The organism is Lactiplantibacillus sp. B652 (assembly GCF_023806745.1).
GTDB classification, from domain to species: domain Bacteria; phylum Bacillota; class Bacilli; order Lactobacillales; family Lactobacillaceae; genus Lactiplantibacillus; species Lactiplantibacillus pentosus.
On sequence record NZ_JAMSKY010000009.1, the window covers coordinates 25185 to 46546 of the forward strand.

General features: G+C 44.0%; 34 protein-coding genes. 2 read left to right on the plus strand and 32 right to left on the minus strand.

Going from position 1 to position 21362, the window contains the following annotated elements; genetic code table 11:
* The first annotated feature begins 4 nt into the window (after nt 1–4).
* Complete coding sequence (locus MZO40_RS11340) at nt 5–997, plus strand: polyprenyl synthetase family protein (protein ID WP_105961503.1); 993 nt, start codon at nt 5–7, stop codon at nt 995–997.
* 496 nt (nt 998–1493) lie between these two features.
* On the opposite strand, the gene rplQ is transcribed toward MZO40_RS11340, so the two are convergent.
* The 32 genes from rplQ to rpsL all read right to left on the minus strand — a co-directional run bounded on the left by rplQ (nt 1494) and on the right by rpsL (nt 20278).
* Nucleotides 1494–1877, minus strand: a complete 384-nt coding sequence (gene rplQ / locus MZO40_RS11345; protein WP_003638087.1) for a 50S ribosomal protein L17 — start codon at nt 1875–1877, stop codon at nt 1494–1496.
* Between the two features lie 21 nt (nt 1878–1898).
* Nucleotides 1899–2843, minus strand: a complete 945-nt coding sequence (locus MZO40_RS11350) for a DNA-directed RNA polymerase subunit alpha (RefSeq protein ID WP_003638086.1) — start codon at nt 2841–2843, stop codon at nt 1899–1901.
* 86 nt (nt 2844–2929) lie between these two features.
* A complete protein-coding gene (rpsK, locus tag MZO40_RS11355; protein WP_003638085.1) occupies nt 2930–3319 on the minus strand; it encodes a 30S ribosomal protein S11 in 390 nt (129 codons plus the stop codon).
* A gap of 24 nt (nt 3320–3343) precedes the next feature.
* On the minus strand, nt 3344–3709 hold the full coding sequence (gene rpsM / locus MZO40_RS11360; RefSeq protein ID WP_003638084.1) for a 30S ribosomal protein S13: 366 nt from the start codon (nt 3707–3709) through the stop codon (nt 3344–3346).
* A gap of 27 nt (nt 3710–3736) precedes the next feature.
* Entirely contained in the window at nt 3737–3856 is a 120-nt protein-coding gene (rpmJ, locus tag MZO40_RS11365; protein ID WP_003638083.1) for a 50S ribosomal protein L36, read from the minus strand.
* Nucleotides 3857–3891: 35 nt separating this feature from the next.
* Entirely contained in the window at nt 3892–4110 is a 219-nt protein-coding gene (infA, locus tag MZO40_RS11370) for a translation initiation factor IF-1 (protein ID WP_003638082.1), read from the minus strand.
* Nucleotides 4111–4285: 175 nt separating this feature from the next.
* The gene (locus tag MZO40_RS11375; protein ID WP_278186153.1) at nt 4286–4936 is read right to left on the minus strand and encodes an adenylate kinase; all 651 of its coding nucleotides are present in this window, start codon (nt 4934–4936) and stop codon (nt 4286–4288) included.
* Between the two features lie 63 nt (nt 4937–4999).
* The gene (secY, locus tag MZO40_RS11380) at nt 5000–6295 is read right to left on the minus strand and encodes a preprotein translocase subunit SecY (protein WP_021337916.1); all 1296 of its coding nucleotides are present in this window, start codon (nt 6293–6295) and stop codon (nt 5000–5002) included.
* Between the two features lies 1 nt (nt 6296).
* Nucleotides 6297–6728 (minus strand): 50S ribosomal protein L15, encoded by a 432-nt coding sequence (gene rplO, locus MZO40_RS11385; protein WP_003638079.1) that lies wholly within the window; start codon nt 6726–6728, stop codon nt 6297–6299.
* Between the two features lie 31 nt (nt 6729–6759).
* Nucleotides 6760–6942 carry a 50S ribosomal protein L30 gene (gene rpmD, locus MZO40_RS11390; protein ID WP_003638078.1) on the minus strand — a complete coding sequence of 61 codons (183 nt, stop codon included), beginning with the start codon at nt 6940–6942 and terminating at the stop codon, nt 6760–6762.
* A gap of 14 nt (nt 6943–6956) precedes the next feature.
* On the minus strand, nt 6957–7457 hold the full coding sequence (gene rpsE, locus MZO40_RS11395) for a 30S ribosomal protein S5 (protein ID WP_003638077.1): 501 nt from the start codon (nt 7455–7457) through the stop codon (nt 6957–6959).
* Nucleotides 7458–7477: 20 nt separating this feature from the next.
* Nucleotides 7478–7843 (minus strand): 50S ribosomal protein L18, encoded by a 366-nt coding sequence (gene rplR, locus MZO40_RS11400; RefSeq protein ID WP_033618852.1) that lies wholly within the window; start codon nt 7841–7843, stop codon nt 7478–7480.
* Nucleotides 7844–7877: 34 nt separating this feature from the next.
* On the minus strand, nt 7878–8414 hold the full coding sequence (gene rplF, locus MZO40_RS11405; RefSeq protein ID WP_003638075.1) for a 50S ribosomal protein L6: 537 nt from the start codon (nt 8412–8414) through the stop codon (nt 7878–7880).
* A gap of 29 nt (nt 8415–8443) precedes the next feature.
* Nucleotides 8444–8839, minus strand: a complete 396-nt coding sequence (gene rpsH, locus MZO40_RS11410; RefSeq protein ID WP_003638074.1) for a 30S ribosomal protein S8 — start codon at nt 8837–8839, stop codon at nt 8444–8446.
* Between the two features lie 33 nt (nt 8840–8872).
* The gene (locus tag MZO40_RS11415; protein ID WP_003638073.1) at nt 8873–9058 is read right to left on the minus strand and encodes a type Z 30S ribosomal protein S14; all 186 of its coding nucleotides are present in this window, start codon (nt 9056–9058) and stop codon (nt 8873–8875) included.
* Between the two features lie 20 nt (nt 9059–9078).
* Nucleotides 9079–9621, minus strand: a complete 543-nt coding sequence (rplE, locus tag MZO40_RS11420) for a 50S ribosomal protein L5 (protein WP_003638072.1) — start codon at nt 9619–9621, stop codon at nt 9079–9081.
* 28 nt (nt 9622–9649) lie between these two features.
* Complete coding sequence (gene rplX, locus MZO40_RS11425) at nt 9650–9961, minus strand: 50S ribosomal protein L24 (protein ID WP_003638071.1); 312 nt, start codon at nt 9959–9961, stop codon at nt 9650–9652.
* 33 nt (nt 9962–9994) lie between these two features.
* Nucleotides 9995–10363, minus strand: coding sequence for a 50S ribosomal protein L14 (gene rplN / locus MZO40_RS11430; RefSeq protein ID WP_003638070.1), 369 nt, complete (start codon nt 10361–10363; stop codon nt 9995–9997).
* 42 nt (nt 10364–10405) lie between these two features.
* Nucleotides 10406–10675, minus strand: a complete 270-nt coding sequence (rpsQ, locus tag MZO40_RS11435) for a 30S ribosomal protein S17 (protein ID WP_050338976.1) — start codon at nt 10673–10675, stop codon at nt 10406–10408.
* 22 nt (nt 10676–10697) lie between these two features.
* Nucleotides 10698–10892: a 50S ribosomal protein L29 gene (rpmC, locus tag MZO40_RS11440; RefSeq protein ID WP_003638068.1), complete on the minus strand. Its 195-nt coding sequence runs from the start codon at nt 10890–10892 to the stop codon at nt 10698–10700.
* Nucleotides 10882–11316 carry a 50S ribosomal protein L16 gene (gene rplP, locus MZO40_RS11445; RefSeq protein ID WP_003638067.1) on the minus strand — a complete coding sequence of 145 codons (435 nt, stop codon included), beginning with the start codon at nt 11314–11316 and terminating at the stop codon, nt 10882–10884. Before rplP ends, rpmC begins: the two co-directional genes overlap by 11 nt.
* Nucleotides 11317–11318: 2 nt before the next feature.
* Nucleotides 11319–11972 carry a 30S ribosomal protein S3 gene (gene rpsC, locus MZO40_RS11450; protein WP_003638066.1) on the minus strand — a complete coding sequence of 218 codons (654 nt, stop codon included), beginning with the start codon at nt 11970–11972 and terminating at the stop codon, nt 11319–11321.
* A 12-nt stretch (nt 11973–11984) separates the two neighbouring features.
* Nucleotides 11985–12332, minus strand: coding sequence for a 50S ribosomal protein L22 (gene rplV, locus MZO40_RS11455; protein WP_003638065.1), 348 nt, complete (start codon nt 12330–12332; stop codon nt 11985–11987).
* A gap of 20 nt (nt 12333–12352) precedes the next feature.
* Nucleotides 12353–12628: a 30S ribosomal protein S19 gene (gene rpsS, locus MZO40_RS11460; RefSeq protein ID WP_003638064.1), complete on the minus strand. Its 276-nt coding sequence runs from the start codon at nt 12626–12628 to the stop codon at nt 12353–12355.
* Nucleotides 12629–12670: 42 nt separating this feature from the next.
* On the minus strand, nt 12671–13510 hold the full coding sequence (gene rplB, locus MZO40_RS11465; protein WP_003638063.1) for a 50S ribosomal protein L2: 840 nt from the start codon (nt 13508–13510) through the stop codon (nt 12671–12673).
* A 23-nt stretch (nt 13511–13533) separates the two neighbouring features.
* On the minus strand, nt 13534–13827 hold the full coding sequence (gene rplW, locus MZO40_RS11470) for a 50S ribosomal protein L23 (RefSeq protein WP_003638062.1): 294 nt from the start codon (nt 13825–13827) through the stop codon (nt 13534–13536).
* Entirely contained in the window at nt 13827–14450 is a 624-nt protein-coding gene (rplD, locus tag MZO40_RS11475; protein WP_050338977.1) for a 50S ribosomal protein L4, read from the minus strand. The genes rplW and rplD overlap by 1 nt, the downstream gene beginning before the upstream one ends.
* Before the next feature lie 18 nt (nt 14451–14468).
* Complete coding sequence (gene rplC / locus MZO40_RS11480; RefSeq protein WP_003638060.1) at nt 14469–15098, minus strand: 50S ribosomal protein L3; 630 nt, start codon at nt 15096–15098, stop codon at nt 14469–14471.
* A gap of 37 nt (nt 15099–15135) precedes the next feature.
* The gene (gene rpsJ, locus MZO40_RS11485; RefSeq protein ID WP_003638059.1) at nt 15136–15444 is read right to left on the minus strand and encodes a 30S ribosomal protein S10; all 309 of its coding nucleotides are present in this window, start codon (nt 15442–15444) and stop codon (nt 15136–15138) included.
* A gap of 1694 nt (nt 15445–17138) precedes the next feature.
* Nucleotides 17139–19235, minus strand: coding sequence for an elongation factor G (gene fusA, locus MZO40_RS11490; RefSeq protein WP_003638058.1), 2097 nt, complete (start codon nt 19233–19235; stop codon nt 17139–17141).
* Between the two features lie 142 nt (nt 19236–19377).
* Nucleotides 19378–19848: a 30S ribosomal protein S7 gene (gene rpsG, locus MZO40_RS11495; RefSeq protein ID WP_003638057.1), complete on the minus strand. Its 471-nt coding sequence runs from the start codon at nt 19846–19848 to the stop codon at nt 19378–19380.
* A gap of 16 nt (nt 19849–19864) precedes the next feature.
* Entirely contained in the window at nt 19865–20278 is a 414-nt protein-coding gene (gene rpsL / locus MZO40_RS11500) for a 30S ribosomal protein S12 (RefSeq protein ID WP_003638056.1), read from the minus strand.
* 265 nt (nt 20279–20543) lie between these two features.
* On the opposite strand from rpsL, the gene MZO40_RS11505 reads away from it, so the two are divergent.
* Nucleotides 20544–21224, plus strand: coding sequence for an A24 family peptidase (locus tag MZO40_RS11505; RefSeq protein WP_105920551.1), 681 nt, complete (start codon nt 20544–20546; stop codon nt 21222–21224).
* Nucleotides 21225–21362 lie beyond the last annotated feature (138 nt).

The following is a 21362-nucleotide window of genomic DNA, read 5'->3' on the forward strand; positions in this document are numbered from 1 at the left end:
TTTTATGCCATCGACAACGCAATTACATCCAATTTGGCGTGATTATCCGGCGCTGCAGCCTGAATTGCAAGACGTCATGCAACTGATGACGACGAACATCAACATCCCGGATAAAGCCATCAATGACGCCATTTTGGCAATGATTCATGGGGGTGGTAAGCTTCTCAGGCCAGCTTACTGTCTCCTATTCTCACAATTCAAGACGACCGACCGTCAACGCATGGTTGCACTCGCCGCCTCACTAGAGACATTGCATACCGCCACACTGATCCATGATGACATTGTGGATGATGCAGCGCTGCGGCGACACCATGTCACGATTCAAAAACAGTTCGGTAAGGATACGGCCGTGTACGCGGGTGATTACCTGTTCGTGGTCGTCTTTAAAATCCTAGCGCACTACTCGAGTAGCTTTAAGAGTATTCAGCTTAACTCGGAAAACATGGAAAAGATTCTGATGGGCGAGGTCCAACAAAAGGATCGCCACTATCACGTTGACATTACTATGGCGGAATACCTGCAACAGATTCAAGGTAAGACGGCGGAACTGTTCGCATTGAGCTGTTTCTTAGGCGCCTATGAATCTGGTCAAAGTCAGCGGTTCGCACAGCGGGCCCGCCAAGCAGGACTTGCAATCGGGATGGCCTTTCAGATCTTAGATGACATTTTGGATTACCAAGAAAGTCCAGCTGAGACGGGTAAGCCAATTCTCGAAGACGTCGCTGAGGGCGTGTATACATCGCCTTTGATCTATGCCCTCCAGACAGACGCCAAGGCCGATTTATTGCCGTTAATGAGCTTACAAGGGACAATCACGCCTGCTCAACGCCAACGAGTCCAGCAACTGGTCATTGATGCTGGTGGCGTAAAACGTGCACAGGAATTAGCGACTAAGTACACGCAGGAGGCCCTCACCCTACTAGAAAAACTCCCTGATCAGCCAGCCAGAACTGACCTGATCAACTTAACGCGGCAACTGCTGAATCGCCATAATTAGCCCCCAATACGGCTGTCGTAAGCATTCAGCGCTGGCACTGATCTGAGGGCCAATTCAACTTCAGCTTCAGCACTTCGACTTGCAATGCTAGTAACATAGCGTTACGTCCCAGGGCTAACTAAGCGTGACACGTTGGTAGCAGCACCGTCAATGTATCCTCGATTTATAGGCGGTCTCATGTCACCACTGAATCACATTGACAAAGACTGGCTCTTCACATCTTCATCTGTGCAAATCTCAAAATCGCCTTCTCAGGGTCTCATTCGAGACTGGAGAAGGCGATTTTTTCGTCGGATCAAAAAAGGCCGTTGACCCGGAAAGCATCCAGATCAACGGCCTTGTAACTAGCACCAAAAAAAATCACTTAGAACTGCGATATGCCATCTATGTCTAACCATAAACAACTTCCGAACTAGACTTAGTTGCTATTCTGCAAGCAACCACCATCATAGCGTCCGTCAATCATCAGTCCCAGTGATCCGTAAAACAATTTTAACTAGTCAACGAGTTCCAAGACAACCATTTGTGCACCGTCGCCACGACGAGGCATAGTCTTGTAAATTCGAGTGTAACCACCATTGCGGTCAGCGTATTGAGGACCTAAGTCACTAAATAGCTTTTGCAATGCAGTTTGTACAGCCACGTTGTCGCCATCTTCTTTAACATCGGCAACGACGTCACGCATGAACGTAGCGGCCTTACGACGGGCGCTTAAATCACCCTTCTTAGCCAATGAAATCATCTTGTCAGCAGTTGAACGAACTTCCTTGGCACGGGCTTCGGTCGTTTCGATCTTGCCGTTAACGATCAATGACGTGGTCAAATCACGTAATAATGCACGACGTTGTGAACTTGTACGTTGTAATTTACGGTAACTCATGAACGGATATCCTCCCTTGTATTAGTCTTCTTTGCGTAATGATAACCCAAGGTCAGCTAATTTTGCTTTAACTTCCTCGAGTGACTTGCGTCCAAGGTTGCGAACCTTCATCATATCAGCTTCAGTTTTGTTAGTTAATTCTTGGACCGTGTTGATACCAGCACGCTTCAAGCAATTGTATGAACGGACGGAGAGATCTAACTCTTCAATCGTCATTTCTAACATCTTTTCCTTATGCGTTTCTTCCTTCTCGACCATCACATCAGTGTTTTTAGCTTCATCAGTGAGATTTACGAAGATTGAAAGGTGATCAGTCAGGATTTTGGCTGATAGACTAATGGCTTCACTTGGAGTGATTGAACCATTTGTCCAAACGTCTAAGGTTAACTTATCGAAATCATCACGTTGACCAACCCGAGTCGTTTCAACTTGGTAGTTGACACGTTCGATTGGAGAATACAATGAATCAACAGCTAAAACGCCAATTGGCATGTCATCTTCACGATGTTTGTTATCCTCAGCGGAAACATAACCACGACCAGTATTTGCGGTCATACGCATATGGAAGTGTGCCCCGTCTGCTACAGTACAAATTGGCAAGTCAGGATTTAAGACTTCTACATCAGCATCGCCAATGATATCACCGGCAGTCACGTTTGCAGGTCCCTTAACGTCGATTTCCAACGTCTTGGTTTCGTCTGATTCTAACTTAAGTGCAATCTTCTTAACATTCAAGATAATTGCCGTAACGTCTTCCGTTACGCCTTCTACCGTTGAAAATTCATGAAGAACACCATCAATTTGAATACTAGTAACAGCAGCGCCAGGTAAAGAAGAAAGAAGAATCCGACGAAGTGAATTCCCTAAAGTTGTACCATAACCGCGTTCAAGCGGTTCTACAACAAACTTACCATAGTTGTCGTTTTCATCAATTTTATGAATGTTAGGTTTTTCAAATTCAATCATTCTTATCTTTTACCCCTTTCAAAACGCGTGGTGTTTAGTAGTTGTGTGTACAAAATGAAGTTTGCCCTCAAAATGAACGTCACAGATTAAACACGACGACGCTTTGGAGGACGAGAACCATTGTGAGGCACTGGCGTAACATCGCGAATGGCGCTAACTTCCAAACCAGTAGCTTGTAAAGCACGGATAGCGGCTTCACGACCTGAACCAGGGCCCTTAACAGCGACTTCAACAGTCTTCATGCCATGTTCCATTGATGCCTTAGCAGCAGCTTCTGCGGCCATTTGAGCAGCAAAAGGTGTTGACTTACGGCTACCCTTGAAACCTAATGAACCAGCTGATGACCATGCAACGGCGTTCCCTTGCATGTCAGTGATCATAACAAGTGTATTGTTGAACGTTGAATGGATGTGAGCCACACCAGATTCAATGTTCTTCTTTACCCGACGACGACGGGTTGTCTTTCTAGTTGCCATAAAATTCGAAAACCTCCTTTATTATTATTTTTTACGTCCAGCGATGCTGACCTTTTTACCCTTACGAGTACGAGCGTTGTTCTTCGTGTGTTGACCACGAACTGGTAAACCACGACGATGACGCATACCACGGTATGAACCGATTTCTTGCAATAACTTGATGTTCATACTTACTTCACGGCGTAAGTCACCTTCAGTTTTGTAACCATCGACAACGGCACGGATCTTATCTTCCTGGTCAGGAGTTAAGTCACGTACACGAACGTCTTCTGAAACACCGGCTTCAGCAAGGATCTTCTGTGCAGAAGTGTTACCGATACCGTAGATGTAAGTCAAACCAATGACAATACGCTTGTCACGTGGTAAGTCAATTCCTTCAATACGAGCCATTAATATTTCACCTCCAACTTAATTAAATTATTTACCTTGGCGTTGCTTATGCTTTGGGTTAGCAGAGCAGATAATCATCACGCGGCCTTTACGACGAATAACTTTGCAGTGTTCGCACATTGGCTTTACAGATGGTCTTACTTTCATGAATTTTTACCTCCTATAAGGTACGTAGACCGAGCCTACTTGAAACGGTAGGTAATCCGGCCCTTAGTTAAATCATAAGGTGACATTTCAACTGTAACCTTGTCACCAGGCAAGATCCGAATGTAATGCATCCGAATTTTACCTGAAACGTGTGCCAAGATTTCAGCGCCGTTTTCAAGTTCAACCTTAAACATCGCATTAGGCAATGTTTCTTTAATGGTGCCTTGAATTTCGATGACGTCTTCCTTTGCCAAATACTGTCCCTCCTTATTCTCAGATTCCGTGCTGCCACGTATTTGGTCCTTTTATGAACCAGTCATTGTCTAATCATAACATTAAGAAAATATTAAATCAGTCAACGGCTAAACCTGAATAAGTTTATCACAACGGCCTTTGAAAAGCAAACGCCGAAGCTTAGGAACCCTGGTTTTAGAGGTTATCAAGAATGTGCTTGATATCTTTGTAGACATCATCAATGTCGCGATCACCGTCGACATTGTAGAGTAACTTCTCTTGACCGTAATAATCGATCAATGGCGTGTTCAACTTAACGTTGACATCCAAACGATTCTTAACGGTTGCAGGCTTGTCATCATCCCGTTGATAGAAATCATGACCACCACAGACGTCACAGGTTCCTTCTACCTTAGGCTTGTTGTACAACTTATGATAAGTTGCGCCACAAGTCCGGCAGATAAACCGTCCGGAAAGCCGTTCAACTAACACATCGGGTTCAACATGAATGTTGATGACCCCATCTAAAGGTTTGTTGAGCTTCTCGCCGATTTCTTTTAAAGCATGAGCTTGATCGATGTTACGTGGGTAACCATCTAATAGGAAACCATTTTTCGTATCCGCTTCGGCCAACCGGTCTGAGACGATGCCGTTAGTGACTTCGTCTGGAACCAGGTTACCAGCATCAATATACTTTTTGGCTTCCAAGCCCATCTTTGTTTCGTTCTTAATGGCTGCCCGGAAAATATCTCCAGTTGAGATATGTGGAATATCAAAATCTTCAAGAATTTTCTGAGCTTGGGTCCCTTTACCGGCACCAGGTAGTCCCATTAAAATCAGGTTCATTGTTGACATGTTTTTCCCTCCAGAATGCACAAATGTGCTGAGTCTCCCCAACACATTCGCTGATTAACGAATGAAACCGACATAGTCTCGTTTCATCATTAATCCTTTAATTTGACGAATTGTTTCAAGGGCAACCCCGACAACGATCAGTAAACTCGTCCCACCTAAACCAATGGATTCATCCAGACCCCAAATATCAGAAGCTAATAATGGAATCAATGAAATCAACCCAAGGTAAAGGGAACCGACCGTACTTAACCGCATTAACAATTTTGAAACCCAGTTTTGAGTATCTTTACCTGGCCAAACACCAGGAATATAGCTGCCTTGCTTTTGTAAGTTCTTAGAGAGCTTTTCAGGATTGACCTGAACAAACGCATAGAAGAACGTGAAGAGCACGATTAGAACGGTATAAAGTATCGCACCAGTCGTTGACTGCATATTGAAGATATTACTCAAAACGGTATACCAAGTTTCGTCACCATGACTGGATTGGAAACCAAGTAAAATCGTTTGGGGCGTTGCAATGAAGGAACTCGCGAAAATGACAGGAATAACCCCGGCAACGTTCACCTTTAATGGTAGGTAACTACTGTCAGGTGCACCAGCTGCACGTCGAGTATATTGAATTGGAATTCGGTCGTTCGCTTGTTCGACCCACGTTACAAACATAACGATAATCAACACAAGCAGCGCTAAACCGACAACAAACAACCCACTCTTCCACCAGTCGCTCTGTGAAACGTTAACGAACTGTTCTTGATAAATTTGATAAATCGAAGTTGGCATACGGGCGATGATCCCGGCGAAGATGATAATGGAAACCCCATTACCAATCCCACGATCCGTAATCATATCACCCATCCAAGTGGTCAACATTGCCCCACCAGTGAGGATAACCCCAATGGTCAGGTAAGTTGAAATGCTTGGATTATCAACCAGCTTAAGTTGACTCAATGAGTTAAACCCAGCTGTGATCCCAATCGATTGAACAAAGGCCAAGACGATCGTTAACCAACGCGTCGCTTGATTAAGCTTACGCCGACCAACTTCACCTTGTTTGCCCCATTCAACAAACTTCGGAACAATGTCCATTTGTAACAATTGAACGATGATTTGTGCAGTAATGTAAGGGGATACCCCCATAGCAAGGATGGAATAATTTGTTAAACCGCCACCACTGAATGTATTCAACATACTTATCAGCCCCGAAGATGCCACCGACTGAAGCGCCTGGGCATTGACTCCGGGAACTGTGATATAAGAGCCAAGACGAAATACAATCAAAACGCCCAATGTGAATAGAAGTTTATTCCGAATATCCTTTACTTTGAGAGCGTTCTTCATGGTAGTCAGCAAATTAGATCACCTCAGTTTTACCGCCAGCAGCTTCAATGGCTGCAACCGCCGTTGCAGAGAACTTGCTTGCCTTAACTGTTAACTTTTTGTTGAGTTTACCATTACCAAGAACTTTAACAGCAGAACTCTTCTTAACTAAGCCAGCTTCCTTTAATGATTCTGGTGTAACTTCGGCACCATCATCAAAACGGTTGAGGCCGTCAAGATTAACAACCGCATATTCTTTACGGTTAATGTTAGTAAATCCACGTTTAGGAATCCGACGGTACAATGGCATTTGGCCACCTTCGAAACCTACACGAACCTTACCACGCGCCTTTTGACCTTTTTGGCCACGACCAGAAGTCTTACCTTGGCCACTTGAGTCACCACGACCAATCCGACGACGTGAAAAACGTGAACCTTCACTAGGTGTTAATTCATGTAACTTCATTTAGTAGGCACCTCCTCTTTGAAAATTTGAATTACTTGATGATTTCGACATCGACTAAGTGTGCGATGTGGAAGATTTGACCGCGAGTAGCCGCGTCATCAGGTTTAATAACGGAACTGTTGATCCGGCCTAAACCTAATTCCTTAACGATTTTACGTTGCTTAGGAAGACGATGAGCAGCACTGCGTACTAAAGTGATCTTTAATTGAGCCATGTTGTTTGTCCTCCCTATTCAGCTAAATGTTCGGCTGAAACGCCACGTAAAGCAGCGACTTGTTCAGCAGTCTTTAAGCTCTTCAAGCCTTCGAACGTTGCACGAACAACGTTAACTGGCGTGTTTGAGCCTAATCGTTTACTAGTAACATCATCCACACCGGCTAATTCCATGACGGCACGAACGGCGCCACCAGCGGCAACACCAGAACCTTCAACGGCTGGCTTAAGCATGATGCGGCCACCACCGTAAACACCAAGTGCTTCATGAGGAATGGTGGTACCAACCATTGGTACAGTGATCAAGTTCTTTTTAGCAGCTTCGGAAGCTTTCCGAATTGCTTCTGGAACTTCTTGAGCCTTACCAGTACCGAAACCAACGTGTCCTTTGTGGTCCCCAACGATTACTAATGCAGCAAAACGTAAGCGACGACCACCCTTAACAACTTTGGTAATCCGGTTAATGGCAACAACATTATCGTCAAGATCTAATTTTGATGGATCAATGAAAGTCATATGGTATTATTCCTCCTTTGTTAGAATTTAAGTCCGTTTTCACGAGCGGCTTCAGCCAAAGCTTGAACCCGACCATGATATAAGTAACCGCCACGGTCGAAAACTACATCAGTAATTTTCTTTTCAGCAGCCCGTTTAGCAACAACTTCACCGACAGACGCAGCTTGTTCAGTTTTGTTGTTACCCTTAACTTCGCTATCTAAAGTTGAGGCACTTGCGAGCGTTACACCCTCTACATCATCAATAACTTGAGCGTAGATGTTTTTGTTTGAACGATAAACATTTAAGCGTGGGCGCTCAGCAGTACCAGAAATCTTACCGCGAACACGTGCGTGACGACGTTGACGTGTTTTGTTTTTATCTGGTTTGGAAATCACAATAGTCACCTCTATATATTAGTATGGACAGCTTTAAGCTGCATTATTTACCAGTCTTACCTTCCTTACGACGAACATATTCATCGACGTAACGAATCCCTTTACCTTTGTAAGGTTCAGGTGAACGAACGGCCCGAACTTCGGCAGCAAAGTCACCAACAGCTTGCTTACCAATACCAGAGATATTGATGTGCGTGTTGTCAGGAACTTCAATTGTCAAGTTTTCTGGCGTTTCGAATTCAACAGGATGTGAGTAACCAACGCTTAATACTAACTTCTTGCCTTGCAATTGGGCACGGTAACCAACACCGACCAATTGAAGGTTCTTAGTAAAGCCTTTAGTAACTCCTTCAACCATGTTGTTCACATTAGCACGGGTAGTACCGTGTAATGCCTTCATCTTGTAGTCATCTGATGGACGAGTGAATTTAACTTCGTTGCCTTCAACCGTCATCGTAATATCACTGGCAATGTTGCGCGTCAAAGTACCCTTAGGACCCTTAACCGTAACGACTTCACCAGCTTGTGATACTTCTACCCCAGCAGGTAGTTCAATTACTTTATAACCAATACGACTCACTTACTTGCACCTCCCGTCTTAATTAATGATTACCAAACGTAAGCTAATACTTCGCCACCAAGCTTCTTGGCGCGAGCTTCTTTATCAGTAATAACACCTTCTGAAGTTGAGATGATAGCAATCCCTAAACCGTTTAAAACCTTAGGAACAGCATCAGCCTTGACGTATGAACGTAAACCTGGCTTTGAAATACGCTTCAAGCCACTGATTACACGTTCGTTGTCCTTACCATACTTCAAGAAGACGCGGATGATGCCCTGTTTGTCATCATCGATATATTCAACGTCGCGAACAAAACCTTCATTCTTTAAAATTTCAGCAATGTTCCGTTTGATTTTTGATGCAGGAACTTCTAATGAATCGTGGCGTACCATGTTAGCGTTACGGATACGAGTCAAGAAATCTGCGATTGGATCAGTCATCATGAAAGTTTAACCTCCTTTAACTTGGGTTTATTTTTACCAGCTGGCCTTTTTCATACCAGGGATTTGACCTTTGTGGGCCAGGTCGCGTAAGCAGATACGGCACAAGTGGAATTTACGGTAAACTGAATGTGGACGACCACAACGTTCACAACGGGTGTAGTTTTGTACGTTAAACTTAGCACCGCGCTTTTGTTTAGCAATTTGTGATTTTTTAGCCAACTTCGATTAACCCCCTTCGGTTATTTAGCAAATGGCATGCCAAATTGAGTTAACAACTCACGTGATTCTTCATCACTATCAGCTGTCGTAACGATTACAATGTCTAAACCGCGAACACGGTTAACATTATCATAGTTGATTTCTGGGAAGATCAATTGTTCACGGACACCCAATGTGTAGTTACCGCGACCATCGAATGAACGAGTACTTACACCATGGAAGTCACGAACACGTGGTAATGAAACATTGATCAACTTGTCCAAGAAGTCATACATACGTTCACCACGTAAGTCAACCTTGGCACCGATTGCCATACCTTCACGAAGACGGAAACCAGCGATAGATTTCTTTGCCCGGGTAACCAATGGCTTTTGACCGGAGATCAAAGTTAATTCTTCAACTGCTTCGTCTAAGTTTTTAGCGTTGGTAACTGCATCACCAACACCCATGTTCAAAACGATTTTAGCCAGCTTTGGCACTTGCATTACTGAAGTGTAGTTGAACTTGTCAACTAATGCTGGGACGATTTCTTTTTCATATTGAGCTTTTAAACGGTTTTCCATGAAACTTGCTTCCTCCTTTCAGTCAGTCTTAGTTTTCTAAGTCTTTACCAGACTTTTTAGCGTAACGGACACGCTTGCCATCTTCACGACGAACACCTAAACGTGTAGGTTCGTTGGTTGATGGGTCAAGGAACATAACGTTTGAAGCATCGATTGGTGCTTCGATGTCCACGATACCGCCTTGTGGGTTAACGTTCGTTGGTTTTTGGTGTTTCTTGATCTTGTTAACACCTTCAACAACGATCCGGTTCTTGGCAGAGATAACCTTTTTAACAGTACCTTCTTGACCACGATCCTTACCGCTGATTACTCGAACTTTATCACCAGTTTTAATCAACATTAGGTTGCGCACCTCCTTATTTACGGTGTGTGACTAGAGTACTTCTGGCGCTAATGAAACGATACGCATGAAGTCTTTATCACGTAATTCACGAGCGACAGGGCCAAAGATACGAGTACCTTGTGGCGTCTTGTCATCACGAATAATAACTGCAGCATTTTCATCAAACTTGATGTATGAACCGTCAGCACGGTGAACACCAGACTTAGTCCGGACGATTACGGCTTTAACGACATCATGAGCTTTGACAACACCACCGGGTGTTGCTTGTTTGACCGTAGCAACAATGATATCACCGATGTTAGCAGTTTTCCGACCAGAGCCACCTAATACCTTAATAGTAAGGATTTCACGGGCACCGGAGTTGTCAGCAACTTTTAAACGACTTTCTTGTTGGATCACAGTAAGTGTCCTCCCTTCATGTAATTTTATTCAGCTAATAATCTAGATAATAACAGCTTTTTGAACAACTTCAATTAAGCGGAAACGCTTAGTAGCTGATAGAGGACGAGTTTCCATGATCTTGACGATATCGCCAATTTTGGCTTCATTCTTTTCATCATGAGCCTTGAATTTCTTTGAATAACGAACACGTTTGCCGTAAACTGGATGGTTCTTGTAAGTTTCGACAATAACAACGATGGTCTTGTCCATCTTGTCAGAAACAACGCGTCCTTGGATCACCTTACGGCTGTTACGAGTATCTTCACTCATTCGTGATTGCCTCCTTTATACTCTACTTGTTTAACTCTTGTTCACGCAACGCAGTTTTAATACGCGCAATGTTCTTACGAACTTGTTTTAAACGAGCGGTGTTTTCAAGCTGACCAGTGGCCAATTGAAAACGCAAGTTGAAAAGTTCGTCTTTGTAAGACTTTTCTTTTTCGAGCATTTCAGTAGTGGACAATGCCTTAATTTCCTTAGCCTTCATCTGATTCGCCACCTACTTCCTCGCGCTTAACAATCTTAGTTTTAACAGGTAACTTAGTTCCAGCCAAGCGTAAAGCTTCGCGTGCAACTTCTTCAGGGACACCGGCAACTTCAAACATAACCTTGTTACGTTTAACTGGTGCTACCCAACCTGCAGGAGTACCTTTCCCATTACCCATCCGGACACCAACACCTTTTTCAGTGTAGGACTTGTGAGGGAAAATCTTAATCCATACTTTACCGCCACGCTTCATGTAACGGTTCATAGCAACACGGGCAGCTTCAATCTGCCGGTTGCTGATCCAGTGTGATTCAAGGGTTTGTAAACCGTAATCACCAAAAGCAACTGTTTTACCGCCTTTAGCTTCACCGCGCATTTTACCACGGTGAACACGACGATACTTAACCCGTTTAGGTACCAGCATGTTTAGTTTCCTCCTTTAGCAGATTTCTTTTCTGGCAAGATTTCGCCACGGTAGATCCAGGTCTTAACACCTAACTTACCGTATGTGGTCCGTGCTTCGACCCATGAATAGTCGATATCGGCACGTAACGTATGCAATGGAACAGTACCATCTGAGTATGCTTCAACACGAGACATGTCGGCACCGTTTAAACGGCCAGCAACTTGTGTCTTAATACCCTTGGCACCGGAACGCATTGTACGTTGCATTGCGCCACGCATAGCACGACGGAAAGCAACCCGGCCTTCCAATTGACGCGCAATACTTTCACCAACTAATTTGGCATCCAAATCAGGCTTCTTGATTTCGATGATGTTGATGTGTACTCGCTTACCAGTTAAATTGTTTAATTCCTTACGAAGTGCTTCAACTTCAGAACCACCCTTACCAATAACCATCCCTGGTTTTGCGGTATGGATTGAAATGTTGACGCGGTTAGCCGCGCGTTCGATTTCAACGGTGGAGACGGAAGCGTCGGCAAGTCGTTGTTCGATATACTTACGGATGCGTAAATCTTCGTTCAAGTAGGCAGCAAAGTCTTTTTCAGCATACCATTTTGCTTCCCAGTCGCGAATGATTCCTACACGTAATCCGGTTGGATTTACTTTTTGACCCACGCGTTATCCCTCCTATTTTTCAGTAACTGTGATCGTAATGTGGCTAGTCCGCTTGTTGATTGGTGAAGCAGAACCCTTTGCCCGTGGACGGAACCGTTTTAAGGTTGGTCCTTCGTTAACAAAAGCTTCGCTTACAACCAAATCTTCACGATCTAAGTCAAAGTTATTTTCAGCGTTAGCAACAGCAGAAAGCAAAACCTTTTCTACTACTGGAGAAGCACCCCGTGGAGTGAACTTCAGGATTGCTAAAGCTTCGGCAACACTTTTACCTCTGATAAGATCGACAACTAGGCGGACCTTACGAGCGGCAATACGAACAGTTTTTGCAGTTGCACGTGCAGATGTTACTTGTTCAGCCATTCTTTATATCCTCCTAACTATTACTTCGTTTTCTTATCGTCAGTTCCATGACCATGGAACGTCCGTGTTGGTACAAATTCACCTAACTTATGACCAACCATGTCATCTTGGATGTAAACTGGGACATGCTTGCGACCATCATAAACAGCGATTGTGTACCCAATGAAACTTGGGAAAATTGTTGAACGACGTGACCACGTCTTGATGACAGATTTCTTGTCAGAATCAGATTGTGCATCGATTTTCTTTAATAAATGCGCATCTGCGAAAGGTCCCTTCTTTAAACTACGACCCATCGTGTGACCTCCTCTCGATAACTACAGTAAATTCAAATTTTATTAATGCTTGCCTGGACGACGACCACGAACGATAAGCTTGTTTGAACGAGCCTTCTTGTTCCGAGTCTTCTTACCAAGGGTCTTCTTACCCCATGGAGACATTGGTGATGGATGACCGATTGGCGCTTTACCTTCACCACCACCATGAGGGTGATCGTTAGGGTTCATTACAGAACCACGAACCGTTGGGCGTTTGCCTTGCCAACGTGAACGACCGGCTTTACCTGAGTTGATCAATTCATGTTGTTCATTACCAACAGTACCAACAGTGGCACGGCTAGTTAAAAGAACTAAACGAACTTCACCAGAAGACAAACGAACGATTGCGTACTTGCCTTCCTTACCAAGTAATTGAGCTGAAGTACCGGCTGAGCGAGCCAATTGGCCACCCTTACCAGGCTTCAATTCGATGTTGTGAATAACAGTACCAACAGGGATGTTAGTTAATGGTAATGCGTTACCAACCTTGATGTCGGCTTCGGCACCTGATTGTACTTGCATACCAACTTCCAAACCTTTTGGTGCTAAGATATATGATTTAACACCGTCAGCGTAAACTAATAATGCGATGTTTGCTGTCCGGTTAGGATCATATTCGATTGCCTTAACGGTTGCTGGAACTTCGTCCTTAATCCGCTTAAAGTCAACCAAACGGTATTGTTGCTTATGACCGCCGCCACGATGACGAACAGTAATGTGACCATAACTGTTACGACCGGCAGTGTGACTTTGTGAGTCTAATAATGACTTTTCTGGCTTCGTCTTAGTGATTTCTGAGAAATCAGAAGCAGTCATATTACGACGGCCGTTAGTGGTTGGTTTATACTTCTTAATACCCACTAGAGTTACCTCCTAAATTAGATTTATTGTTGATCGTCGTTGAACAACTTAATTTCGTTAGAATCAGAACTTAAGGTAACAATCGCCTTACGACGCTTCTTAGTGTAGCCGGCGTAACGACCTTGACGCTTAAGCTTCCCTTTAACGTTCATAACGTTAACTTTAACGACTTTGACATCGAAGATTTCTTCGATTGCTTTTTTAACTTGCGTTTTTGTCGCCTGTACGTTGACATCGAATGTATAGCGCTTGTCGTCCAAGTCAGCCATTGATGCTTCAGTAACGACAGGGCGTAAAATTACATCGCGTGCTTCCATTATGCGAGCGCCTCCTCTAATTGATCGAGGGCTTTTTGGGTAACGACTAATTTGTCACTATTAGCGACATCTAAGACGTTAACACCTTTGGCTTTTAGGATCTTAACATTTGGTAAGTTACGACCTGCCAAAGCAGCCTTTTCATTGTCCTCTTCAACCAAAACAAGAGTCTTGGTATCGACGTTGAGGTTGTTTAACACATTTACAAATTCCTTAGTCTTTGGTGCGTCGAAAGCTAAGCTATCAACTGCAACTAAGCTGTTGTCTAAGACCTTTTGTGAAAGGACAGACTTCAAAGCTAAGCGCATAACCTTCTTAGGTAATCTGTAACTGTATGAACGAGGGGTTGGTCCGAAGACAATCCCACCTTTACGCCATTGTGGTGAACGGATTGAACCTTGACGCGCACGACCAGTACCCTTTTGACGCCATGGTTTACGACCACCACCGCGACGAGCACTACGGTTCTTAACTGCGTGAGTTCCTTGACGCATTGATGCACGTTGCATCAAGATGGCATCAAAAACCACGTTTTCGTTTGGTTCAATACCAAACACAGCGTCGTTCAAAGTAACGTCACCATTTTGCGTACCGTCTTGTTTAAATAATGCTACGCTAGTCATGTATTATGTCCTCCTTCCTTATTTACTCTTAACTGATGTTTTAACTGTAACAAATGACTTGTTAGCGCCAGGGACATTCCCTTTAATTAATAAAACGTTGTTTTCAACGTCGGCACGAACAATTTGTAAGTTTTGCATCGTCCGTTGGCGATTACCCATCCGGCCTGGTAATTTCTTACCTTTGAAGACACGGTTGATAATAGCACCCATTGAACCAGGACGACGATGGTAACGAGAACCGTGAGCCATAGGTCCACGACTTTGGCCATCCTTATGGATATTACCTTGGTAACCATGACCTTTAGTGATACCCGTAACGTCTACGGCGTCGCCAGCTGCGAAAATATCCGCTTTGACTTCGTCACCTACTGTGTAATCTCCAAGCTCAACATTACGAATTTCACGAATGAAGCGCTTAGGAGTCGTTTTTGCTTTTGCTGCATGACCTTGAGCAGGTTTGTTCGTCAAGACTTCGCGTTTGTCGTCAACACCTAATTGGATTGCTTCGTAACCGTCGTTTTCAACAGTCTTAACTTGCAACACAACGTTAGGTTGAACTTCAACAACTGTAACGGGAACTAATTCGCCGCTTTCAGTGAAGACTTGCGTCATTCCTACCTTTTTCCCTAAGATTCCTTTAGTGGTCATGAGTACACCTCCAATTAATTGATTTTAGTTTTGTAAATTAAAGCTTGATTTCAATATCTACACCGCTAGGCAAGTCTAACTTCATTAATGAGTCGACCGTCTTAGGCGTTGGGTTAACGATATCGATTAACCGCTTGTGAGTCCGCATTTCGAATTGTTCACGTGAGTCCTTAAACTTATGTGGTGAACGTAGAACGGTATAAATAGTCCGTTCAGTAGGCAATGGAATTGGACCTGAAATAGTAGCACCAGTTCTCTTTGCCGTTTCGACAATCTTGTCAGCTGACTGATCAAGAATGCGGTGTTCGTATGCCTTTAAGCGAATACGAATTTTTTGCTTTGCCATTGTTGTGACCTCCTTCGTCTATTTTGAAAATAAGACTAGCTCCGTGAAAATTACCGCCACGTCCCATGACAATGTGGCCGGGCGTGTCGCAACCTTTCACATCAAAGCTAACTACGACTACTTGATGATGGGGGGTATAGTAATCCCCTTCTAAATACCAAGCACAATCTATAATAAATGAAAAGCTCTGTAATAGCAAGTGTTTTCGCACTTTTTTTATAACCATCGCTGTAAACCGTGTTACCTTTTTTGAACCAGCTCAATTAATGTAACATAAATTGCTGGCAATTAATAGCGTTTGTGCTTATTTTTTTGGTTACTAACGATGTTCACTAATTTTCTGAAGGCCCCGATCCAAATTAACGCCCTCCATATTAAATACTAAACACGCTCTCAGCTAAACGAGCTGACCATCTTAGTTCTTATCCACTCACTTTTGTGCCGAGCCGCCACAATCTCACGACACAGTATTATCTATAGAAGCAACTTGTCCAATGAGACATTACTCATGCCTTAATTGCCCCTACTAGCCGCAACTTACATGGTGCAGGTGGCAACGTTAAAGACTCGTCAGTAATACCCGAGTCTTTTGGGACACGCATTGTGCTAGTTAATGCAGTCTGCGTCATGATCAAAGCATGCCACTTGTTTGGGTTCCTATTCGTCAGCCGGTGTGCGTCTTAGTCCGACTTCCAGGGCCGGCTGACAATTGCTGGAACGTAAGCCGACGTCGATTTGAACCCACGCAGAAAATCACTGCGCAATTTCAAATACGAGTCTTATTCTAAGCCGGAAGAAGTTCGCTTCCGACTAAGAATAATTTGGCTACTGAGCATTGTCAGCCGCCCCTTCCAGTCGGGAAGCCGCTCGAATGGCGGATGAACGACCACCTATCTTGGTACAATTTGACCACTGAATATTAGGAGACAGGTCCTTTGAACAAACTTTTGAGCGATATTGATGATGACTGATCGCATTTGAGTATTTGAAAGATTACTTGAATATTATTCATTAGCTTTAATTGCAACCAGTCTGTACATTAGTTGATTAGATTTCCTTCGTTTAGACTCAGTACTTTGCTATCTCAGGGGACTGGAGAAAATTCTGAAAGGTCCAGTGAAGCGTGTGTCCGAAGCATTAAAGCATGTGTAAGGAAGTTTAGCAATTGTGAGAAAATAGTCTGACAGTCGAACGTCAAAGTGAACGTGTGCTTAGAACCAACGTCTCATGCAATAAAAGTTTGGGTCTGCACATGTCCGCCTTTCGAACACAGATCCGGCTGGAAGGTATTCTGGGCAATGGCCGGAATGCCTAGGACGACGCCACACCTGACAGCTTACGCGAACTTGCACTATTTCCAGCGGGTCTCAGCTGGCACTTTTGAACTTAAAAACGGCATGCTTTAATCATCTTTCATGCTAAATAATAACTAGCACAACGTGTTCTACTATAATATGACATCCACTGATGTTTAAAACCGGCTTAGTGAGACCTCACAGCGCCCGTTTTGAGCTGTCAGTCGCATCTGGCGCTCTCTTTCCCTATATTCTCCTCAACCTGCCCTCAGCACGCTCACAAGTTCGATTAAGGCACACAAGTCACTCGTTTCAACCAAACGACACCCCACACATCAAAAAAGTGCAAAAAAAGAACGCCCAGCCGAAGCTGAACGTTCTTCATATGATTAATCAAGCTTAGTTGGCAGGAGTGCCGCCATTCTTCTTGATAATATCTTCTTGAACTGACTTTGGAACCTTTTCGTAATGATCAAAGGTCATCGTGAATGTCCCACGACCTTGAGTCGCTGAACGAAGTGTGGTTGCATAACCAAACATTTCAGCCAAAGGAACGTAAGCATGAACTTCTTGGGCATTCCCACGTTCTTCCATACCTTCGATGTTACCACGACGAGCAGTAACGTGACCCATAACATCACCTAAGTAATCTTCTGGGGCAACGATATCAACCTTCATGATAGGTTCAAGGATAACAGGACCAGCTGACTTAACGGCATTCCGCAATGCTAATGAAGCGGCAATCTTGAAGGCAGCTTCACTAGAATCGACATCATGGTAAGAACCATCATAGAGCTTAGCCTTAACGTCAACTAAAGGATAACCAGCTAACACACCGTTAGCCATAGCTTCCTTCAAACCTTGTTCAACTGAAGGAATGTATTCACGAGGAACAACCCCACCGACGATGGCGTCTTCGAATTCGAAGCCTTTACCTTCTTCGTTAGGAGTGAATTCGATCCAAACATCACCATATTGACCTTTACCACCAGATTGGTGAACGAACTTACCTTGAACTTGAGTGCTCTTGGTGAAGGTTTCACGGTATGAAACTTGAGGCGCACCAACAGTGGCTTCAACGTTAAATTCACGCCGCATCCGGTCAACGATGATATCCAAATGCAATTCACCCATCCCGGCGATCAAAGTTTCACCAGTTTCAGGGTTAGTTTCAGCCTTGAAAGTAGGATCTTCTTCAGAAAGCTTTTGTAAGGCAACGTTCATCTTATCTTGGTCAGCCTTAGTCTTAGGTTCAACGGCAACCTGGATAACTGGGTCAGGGAATTCCATTGATTCCAAGTGGTATGGATGGTCAACAGAAGTCAATGAGTCACCAGTCGTGGTGTTCTTCAAACCAATCGCAGCGGCGATATCACCAGAGAAGACTTCTGGGATTTCTTTCCGTTGGTTAGAATGCATTTGAAGTAAACGACCAACACGTTCACGCTTGTCCTTAGTGGCATTCAAGACGTATGAACCAGATTCCAAAGTACCTTGGTATACCCGGATGAAAGTCAAACGACCAACGAATGGGTCAGTGGCAACCTTAAATGCTAAGGCAGCGAATGGCTTGTCATCACCGGCGATCAAGTCAACTTCTTCATCAGTTTCAGGATCAGTGGCCTTGTATGGCTTAACATCAAGTGGTGATGGTAAGTAGTCCACAACGGCATCCATTAACATTTGAACACCCTTGTTCTTGAAGGCTGAACCAGCTAATACTGGGAAGAATTCAAGTGCTAACGTACCCTTACGGATAGCAGCTTTGATTTCTTCTTTGCTGATTTCTTCACCGCCAAGGTACTTTTCCATGATGCCGTCATCGATGTCAGCTAAGGCTTCGATTAAGTCATCACGAGCAGCTTGGGCTTCTTCTTTGTATTCATCAGGAACGTCAACTGTATCCCATTCAGTACCAAGTTGATCTTCATCATAAAGGTCAGCCTTCATTTCGATTAAGTCAATGACCCCTTCGAAATTGTCTTCGGCACCGATTGGTAATTGTATGGCGTGGGCGTTAGCTTGTAAGCGGTCATGAATCGTGCTTACAGAGTACTTGAAGTCCGCACCAATTTTGTCCATCTTGTTAACGAAAACGATCCGGGGAACGTTATACGTTGATGCTTGACGCCAAACCGTTTCAGTTTGAGGTTCAACACCAGATTGGGCATCCAAAACAGCGATGGCACCATCTAAAACCCGAAGTGAACGTTCAACTTCAACAGTGAAGTCAACGTGTCCTGGGGTATCGATGATGTTGATCCGGTGGTTCTTCCACTGCGCAGTCGTGGCAGCTGAAGTAATGGTAATCCCACGTTCTTGTTCTTGGGCCATCCAGTCCATTTGTGAAGCACCATCATGGGTTTCACCAATTTTGTGAATCTTACCAGTGTAGTACAAGATACGTTCAGTAGTCGTGGTCTTACCAGCATCGATATGGGCCATAATACCAATATTACGGGTCTTATCGAGTGAGAATTCTCGTGTATTAGCCATTAGAAAATGTGTTACTCCTCTCAATTTAAATGGAATTAACAGTATAAAGCTTATTTCAAAAAATGACTACTATATGCGCACATATAATAGCCACCTTTTTTGTGATTAGTTAAAGGCGACCTTTAACCATTTCACGGATATATTACCAACGATAGTGAGCGAAGGCCCGGTTGGCTTCAGCCATCCGATGCGTATCTTCACGCTTCTTAACAGAAGCACCAGTATTGTTAGCAGCATCCATGATTTCACGAGCTAACCGGTCGGACATGGTATGTTCGCCACGTGAGCGAGCATATTGAACGATCCAACGAAGGCCAAGAGTCGTCTTACGATCTGGGCGAACTTCGATTGGAACTTGGTAGTTAGAACCACCAACACGGCGGGCCTTAACTTCAAGTACTGGCATAACGTTCTTCATCGCTTCTTCGAAGACTTCCAAAGGATCGTTACCAGTTTGTTCTTTGATTTGATCAAAAGCATCATACAAAATAGTTGATGCAGTACCGCGCTTACCATCTAACATTAAGTGGTTAATTAAACGCGTTACTAATTTAGAGTTATACATTGGATCTGCTAAAACTTCGCGTTTTGCAGGTGCACCTTTTCTTGGCATTTAACTTACCTCCTTATTATTTCTTTGGCTTCTTGGTACCGTACTTGGAACGGCTTTGGCGACGATCTTCGACACCGGCAGTATCCAAGGCACCACGGATAACATGGTAACGAACACCAGGTAAATCCTTAACACGACCACCACGAATTAAAACAACACTATGTTCTTGGAGGTTATGACCAATACCAGGAATGTAAGCTGTAACTTCGATTAAGTTTGATAAACGTACACGGGCATACTTCCGTAAAGCCGAGTTAGGTTTCTTAGGAGTCATGGTACCGACACGAGTAGCAACCCCACGCTTTTGTGGTGCTGGGTTCTTAGTTGCAACCTTCTTGTAACTGTTATACCCAAAGTTTAATGCTGGGGAATTTGATTTTGATACTTTAGACTTACGGCCTTTACGAATTAATTGGTTAATTGTTGGCATGTTCTAAAGTGTCCTCCTTCCAAAAATCTGTATTTTTAAGTCCACACATCCAGGTGGTTCTTTTTTGAGTAAAAAGAAAAACCCGAATCATGGTTATTGTGCGCTTAGCCGACCAGTCAGCATGTCTGTATTCCTGATACAGGAATCTGTCTGCAAAAAGCACCTTTACTAGACTATCATGACATCCCGAAGTTGTCAATAAATGTTGCAGAAAAATAGTTTGCGAGCGTTTTACGTAACTACTCATATGAAAGGTGGTTTTATCATGTTAACCCTGTTCCATTTCATACTCGGTCTGTGCTTAGGGTCTTTTATCGTCTGCACCGCCGAACGACTATCCAGTAATCAACCCGTCTGGGGGACGCAACGTTCGATTTGCCCTAATTGTCGACACCAGTTGCGTGCTTGGCAACTCATCCCACTACTAGGCGTTCTCTTGCAACGCGGACGTTGTCATGACTGCCAGCAGCCGATTCCACTACAATCTAGTCTAGTTGAAGGGTTGTGTGGCGTCTTGGTTGCGACGAGCACCGGCCCACTCACGACTGCACTGCCCCTTATTATCGGCTACCTAGTCTTAATTTTCAATAGTCTGACTGATTACCTGAACTACGACGTCTATCCGTTGACGCTCATTACACCAGCAGCGCTTGGTCTCTGGCAGCAACGCCCCAACCTCGACATCGGCTTTTATATTTTGCTCGTGCTGATCGTCACACTCTACCTGCTCGCCCGCTTGACGCCGACATTTGGATTGGGAGACGTTGATGTCTTATTGATGTTAGGTTGCTTAGCCACGGCGAACGCGATTCTCACCAGTTTGGCCTTAGCCTCAACTGCTGCCCTTGTCTTTTTTATTCTTGGCTCATCTAAGCGACGCCTGCCGTTCGTTCCGTTTATCAGCTGGGGCTTTATTCTGGTGACACAGCTGGTCGGTCCAACTTAAATCTGAAACCCGTCTGGTGATTACCGCGGTATGTGTGTCGGTTGAAATGCCTACCAATTAGTCAAAACGCCTCACACAATTAGTGACACCAAATCACTTATGGCTCGACAGTCACTGCAGGTTCTTGTCCGATTTCAG

Bases quoted from the DNA above. Each gene is read 5' to 3' on its own strand.
- rpsQ (WP_050338976.1), bottom strand. From the start codon at position 10,675: ATGAGTGAAGATACTCGTAACAGCCGTAAGGTGATCCAAGGACGCGTT.
- rpmD (WP_003638078.1), bottom strand. From the start codon at position 6,942: ATGGCTCAATTAAAGATCACTTTAGTACGCAGTGCTGCTCATCGTCTT.
- rplQ (WP_003638087.1), bottom strand. From the start codon at position 1,877: ATGAGTTACCGTAAATTACAACGTACAAGTTCACAACGTCGTGCATTA.
- MZO40_RS11350 (WP_003638086.1), bottom strand. From the start codon at position 2,843: ATGATTGAATTTGAAAAACCTAACATTCATAAAATTGATGAAAACGAC.
- rplC (WP_003638060.1), bottom strand. From the start codon at position 15,098: ATGACCACTAAAGGAATCTTAGGGAAAAAGGTAGGAATGACGCAAGTC.
- rpsK (WP_003638085.1), bottom strand. From the start codon at position 3,319: ATGGCAACTAGAAAGACAACCCGTCGTCGTCGGGTAAAGAAGAACATT.
- rpsG (WP_003638057.1), bottom strand. From the start codon at position 19,848: ATGCCAAGAAAAGGTGCACCTGCAAAACGCGAAGTTTTAGCAGATCCA.
- rplD (WP_050338977.1), bottom strand. From the start codon at position 14,450: ATGACTAGCGTAGCATTATTTAAACAAGACGGTACGCAAAATGGTGAC.
- rplW (WP_003638062.1), bottom strand. From the start codon at position 13,827: ATGGAAGCACGCGATGTAATTTTACGCCCTGTCGTTACTGAAGCATCA.
- rpsM (WP_003638084.1), bottom strand. From the start codon at position 3,709: ATGGCTCGTATTGAAGGAATTGACTTACCACGTGACAAGCGTATTGTC.
- MZO40_RS11505 (WP_105920551.1), top strand. From the start codon at position 20,544: ATGTTAACCCTGTTCCATTTCATACTCGGTCTGTGCTTAGGGTCTTTT.
- rpmJ (WP_003638083.1), bottom strand. From the start codon at position 3,856: ATGAAAGTAAGACCATCTGTAAAGCCAATGTGCGAACACTGCAAAGTT.
- rpsE (WP_003638077.1), bottom strand. From the start codon at position 7,457: ATGACTTTCATTGATCCATCAAAATTAGATCTTGACGATAATGTTGTT.
- rplO (WP_003638079.1), bottom strand. From the start codon at position 6,728: ATGAAGTTACATGAATTAACACCTAGTGAAGGTTCACGTTTTTCACGT.
- rplX (WP_003638071.1), bottom strand. From the start codon at position 9,961: ATGTTGATTAAAACTGGTGATAAAGTTCGAGTAATCAGCGGTAAGGAT.
- rplP (WP_003638067.1), bottom strand. From the start codon at position 11,316: ATGCTGGTACCTAAACGGGTTAAGTATCGTCGTGTTCACCGTGGTAAA.
- MZO40_RS11340 (WP_105961503.1), top strand. From the start codon at position 5: ATGCCATCGACAACGCAATTACATCCAATTTGGCGTGATTATCCGGCG.
- MZO40_RS11375 (WP_278186153.1), bottom strand. From the start codon at position 4,936: ATGAACCTGATTTTAATGGGACTACCTGGTGCCGGTAAAGGGACCCAA.
- fusA (WP_003638058.1), bottom strand. From the start codon at position 19,235: ATGGCTAATACACGAGAATTCTCACTCGATAAGACCCGTAATATTGGT.
- rplE (WP_003638072.1), bottom strand. From the start codon at position 9,621: ATGGAAAACCGTTTAAAAGCTCAATATGAAAAAGAAATCGTCCCAGCA.
- rpsJ (WP_003638059.1), bottom strand. From the start codon at position 15,444: ATGGCAAAGCAAAAAATTCGTATTCGCTTAAAGGCATACGAACACCGC.
- rpsS (WP_003638064.1), bottom strand. From the start codon at position 12,628: ATGGGTCGTAGTTTAAAGAAGGGACCTTTCGCAGATGCGCATTTATTA.
- rpsL (WP_003638056.1), bottom strand. From the start codon at position 20,278: ATGCCAACAATTAACCAATTAATTCGTAAAGGCCGTAAGTCTAAAGTA.
- rpmC (WP_003638068.1), bottom strand. From the start codon at position 10,892: ATGAAGGCTAAGGAAATTAAGGCATTGTCCACTACTGAAATGCTCGAA.
- rplV (WP_003638065.1), bottom strand. From the start codon at position 12,332: ATGGCTGAACAAGTAACATCTGCACGTGCAACTGCAAAAACTGTTCGT.
- rpsH (WP_003638074.1), bottom strand. From the start codon at position 8,839: ATGATGACTGATCCAATCGCAGATTTCTTGACTCGTATCCGTAACGCT.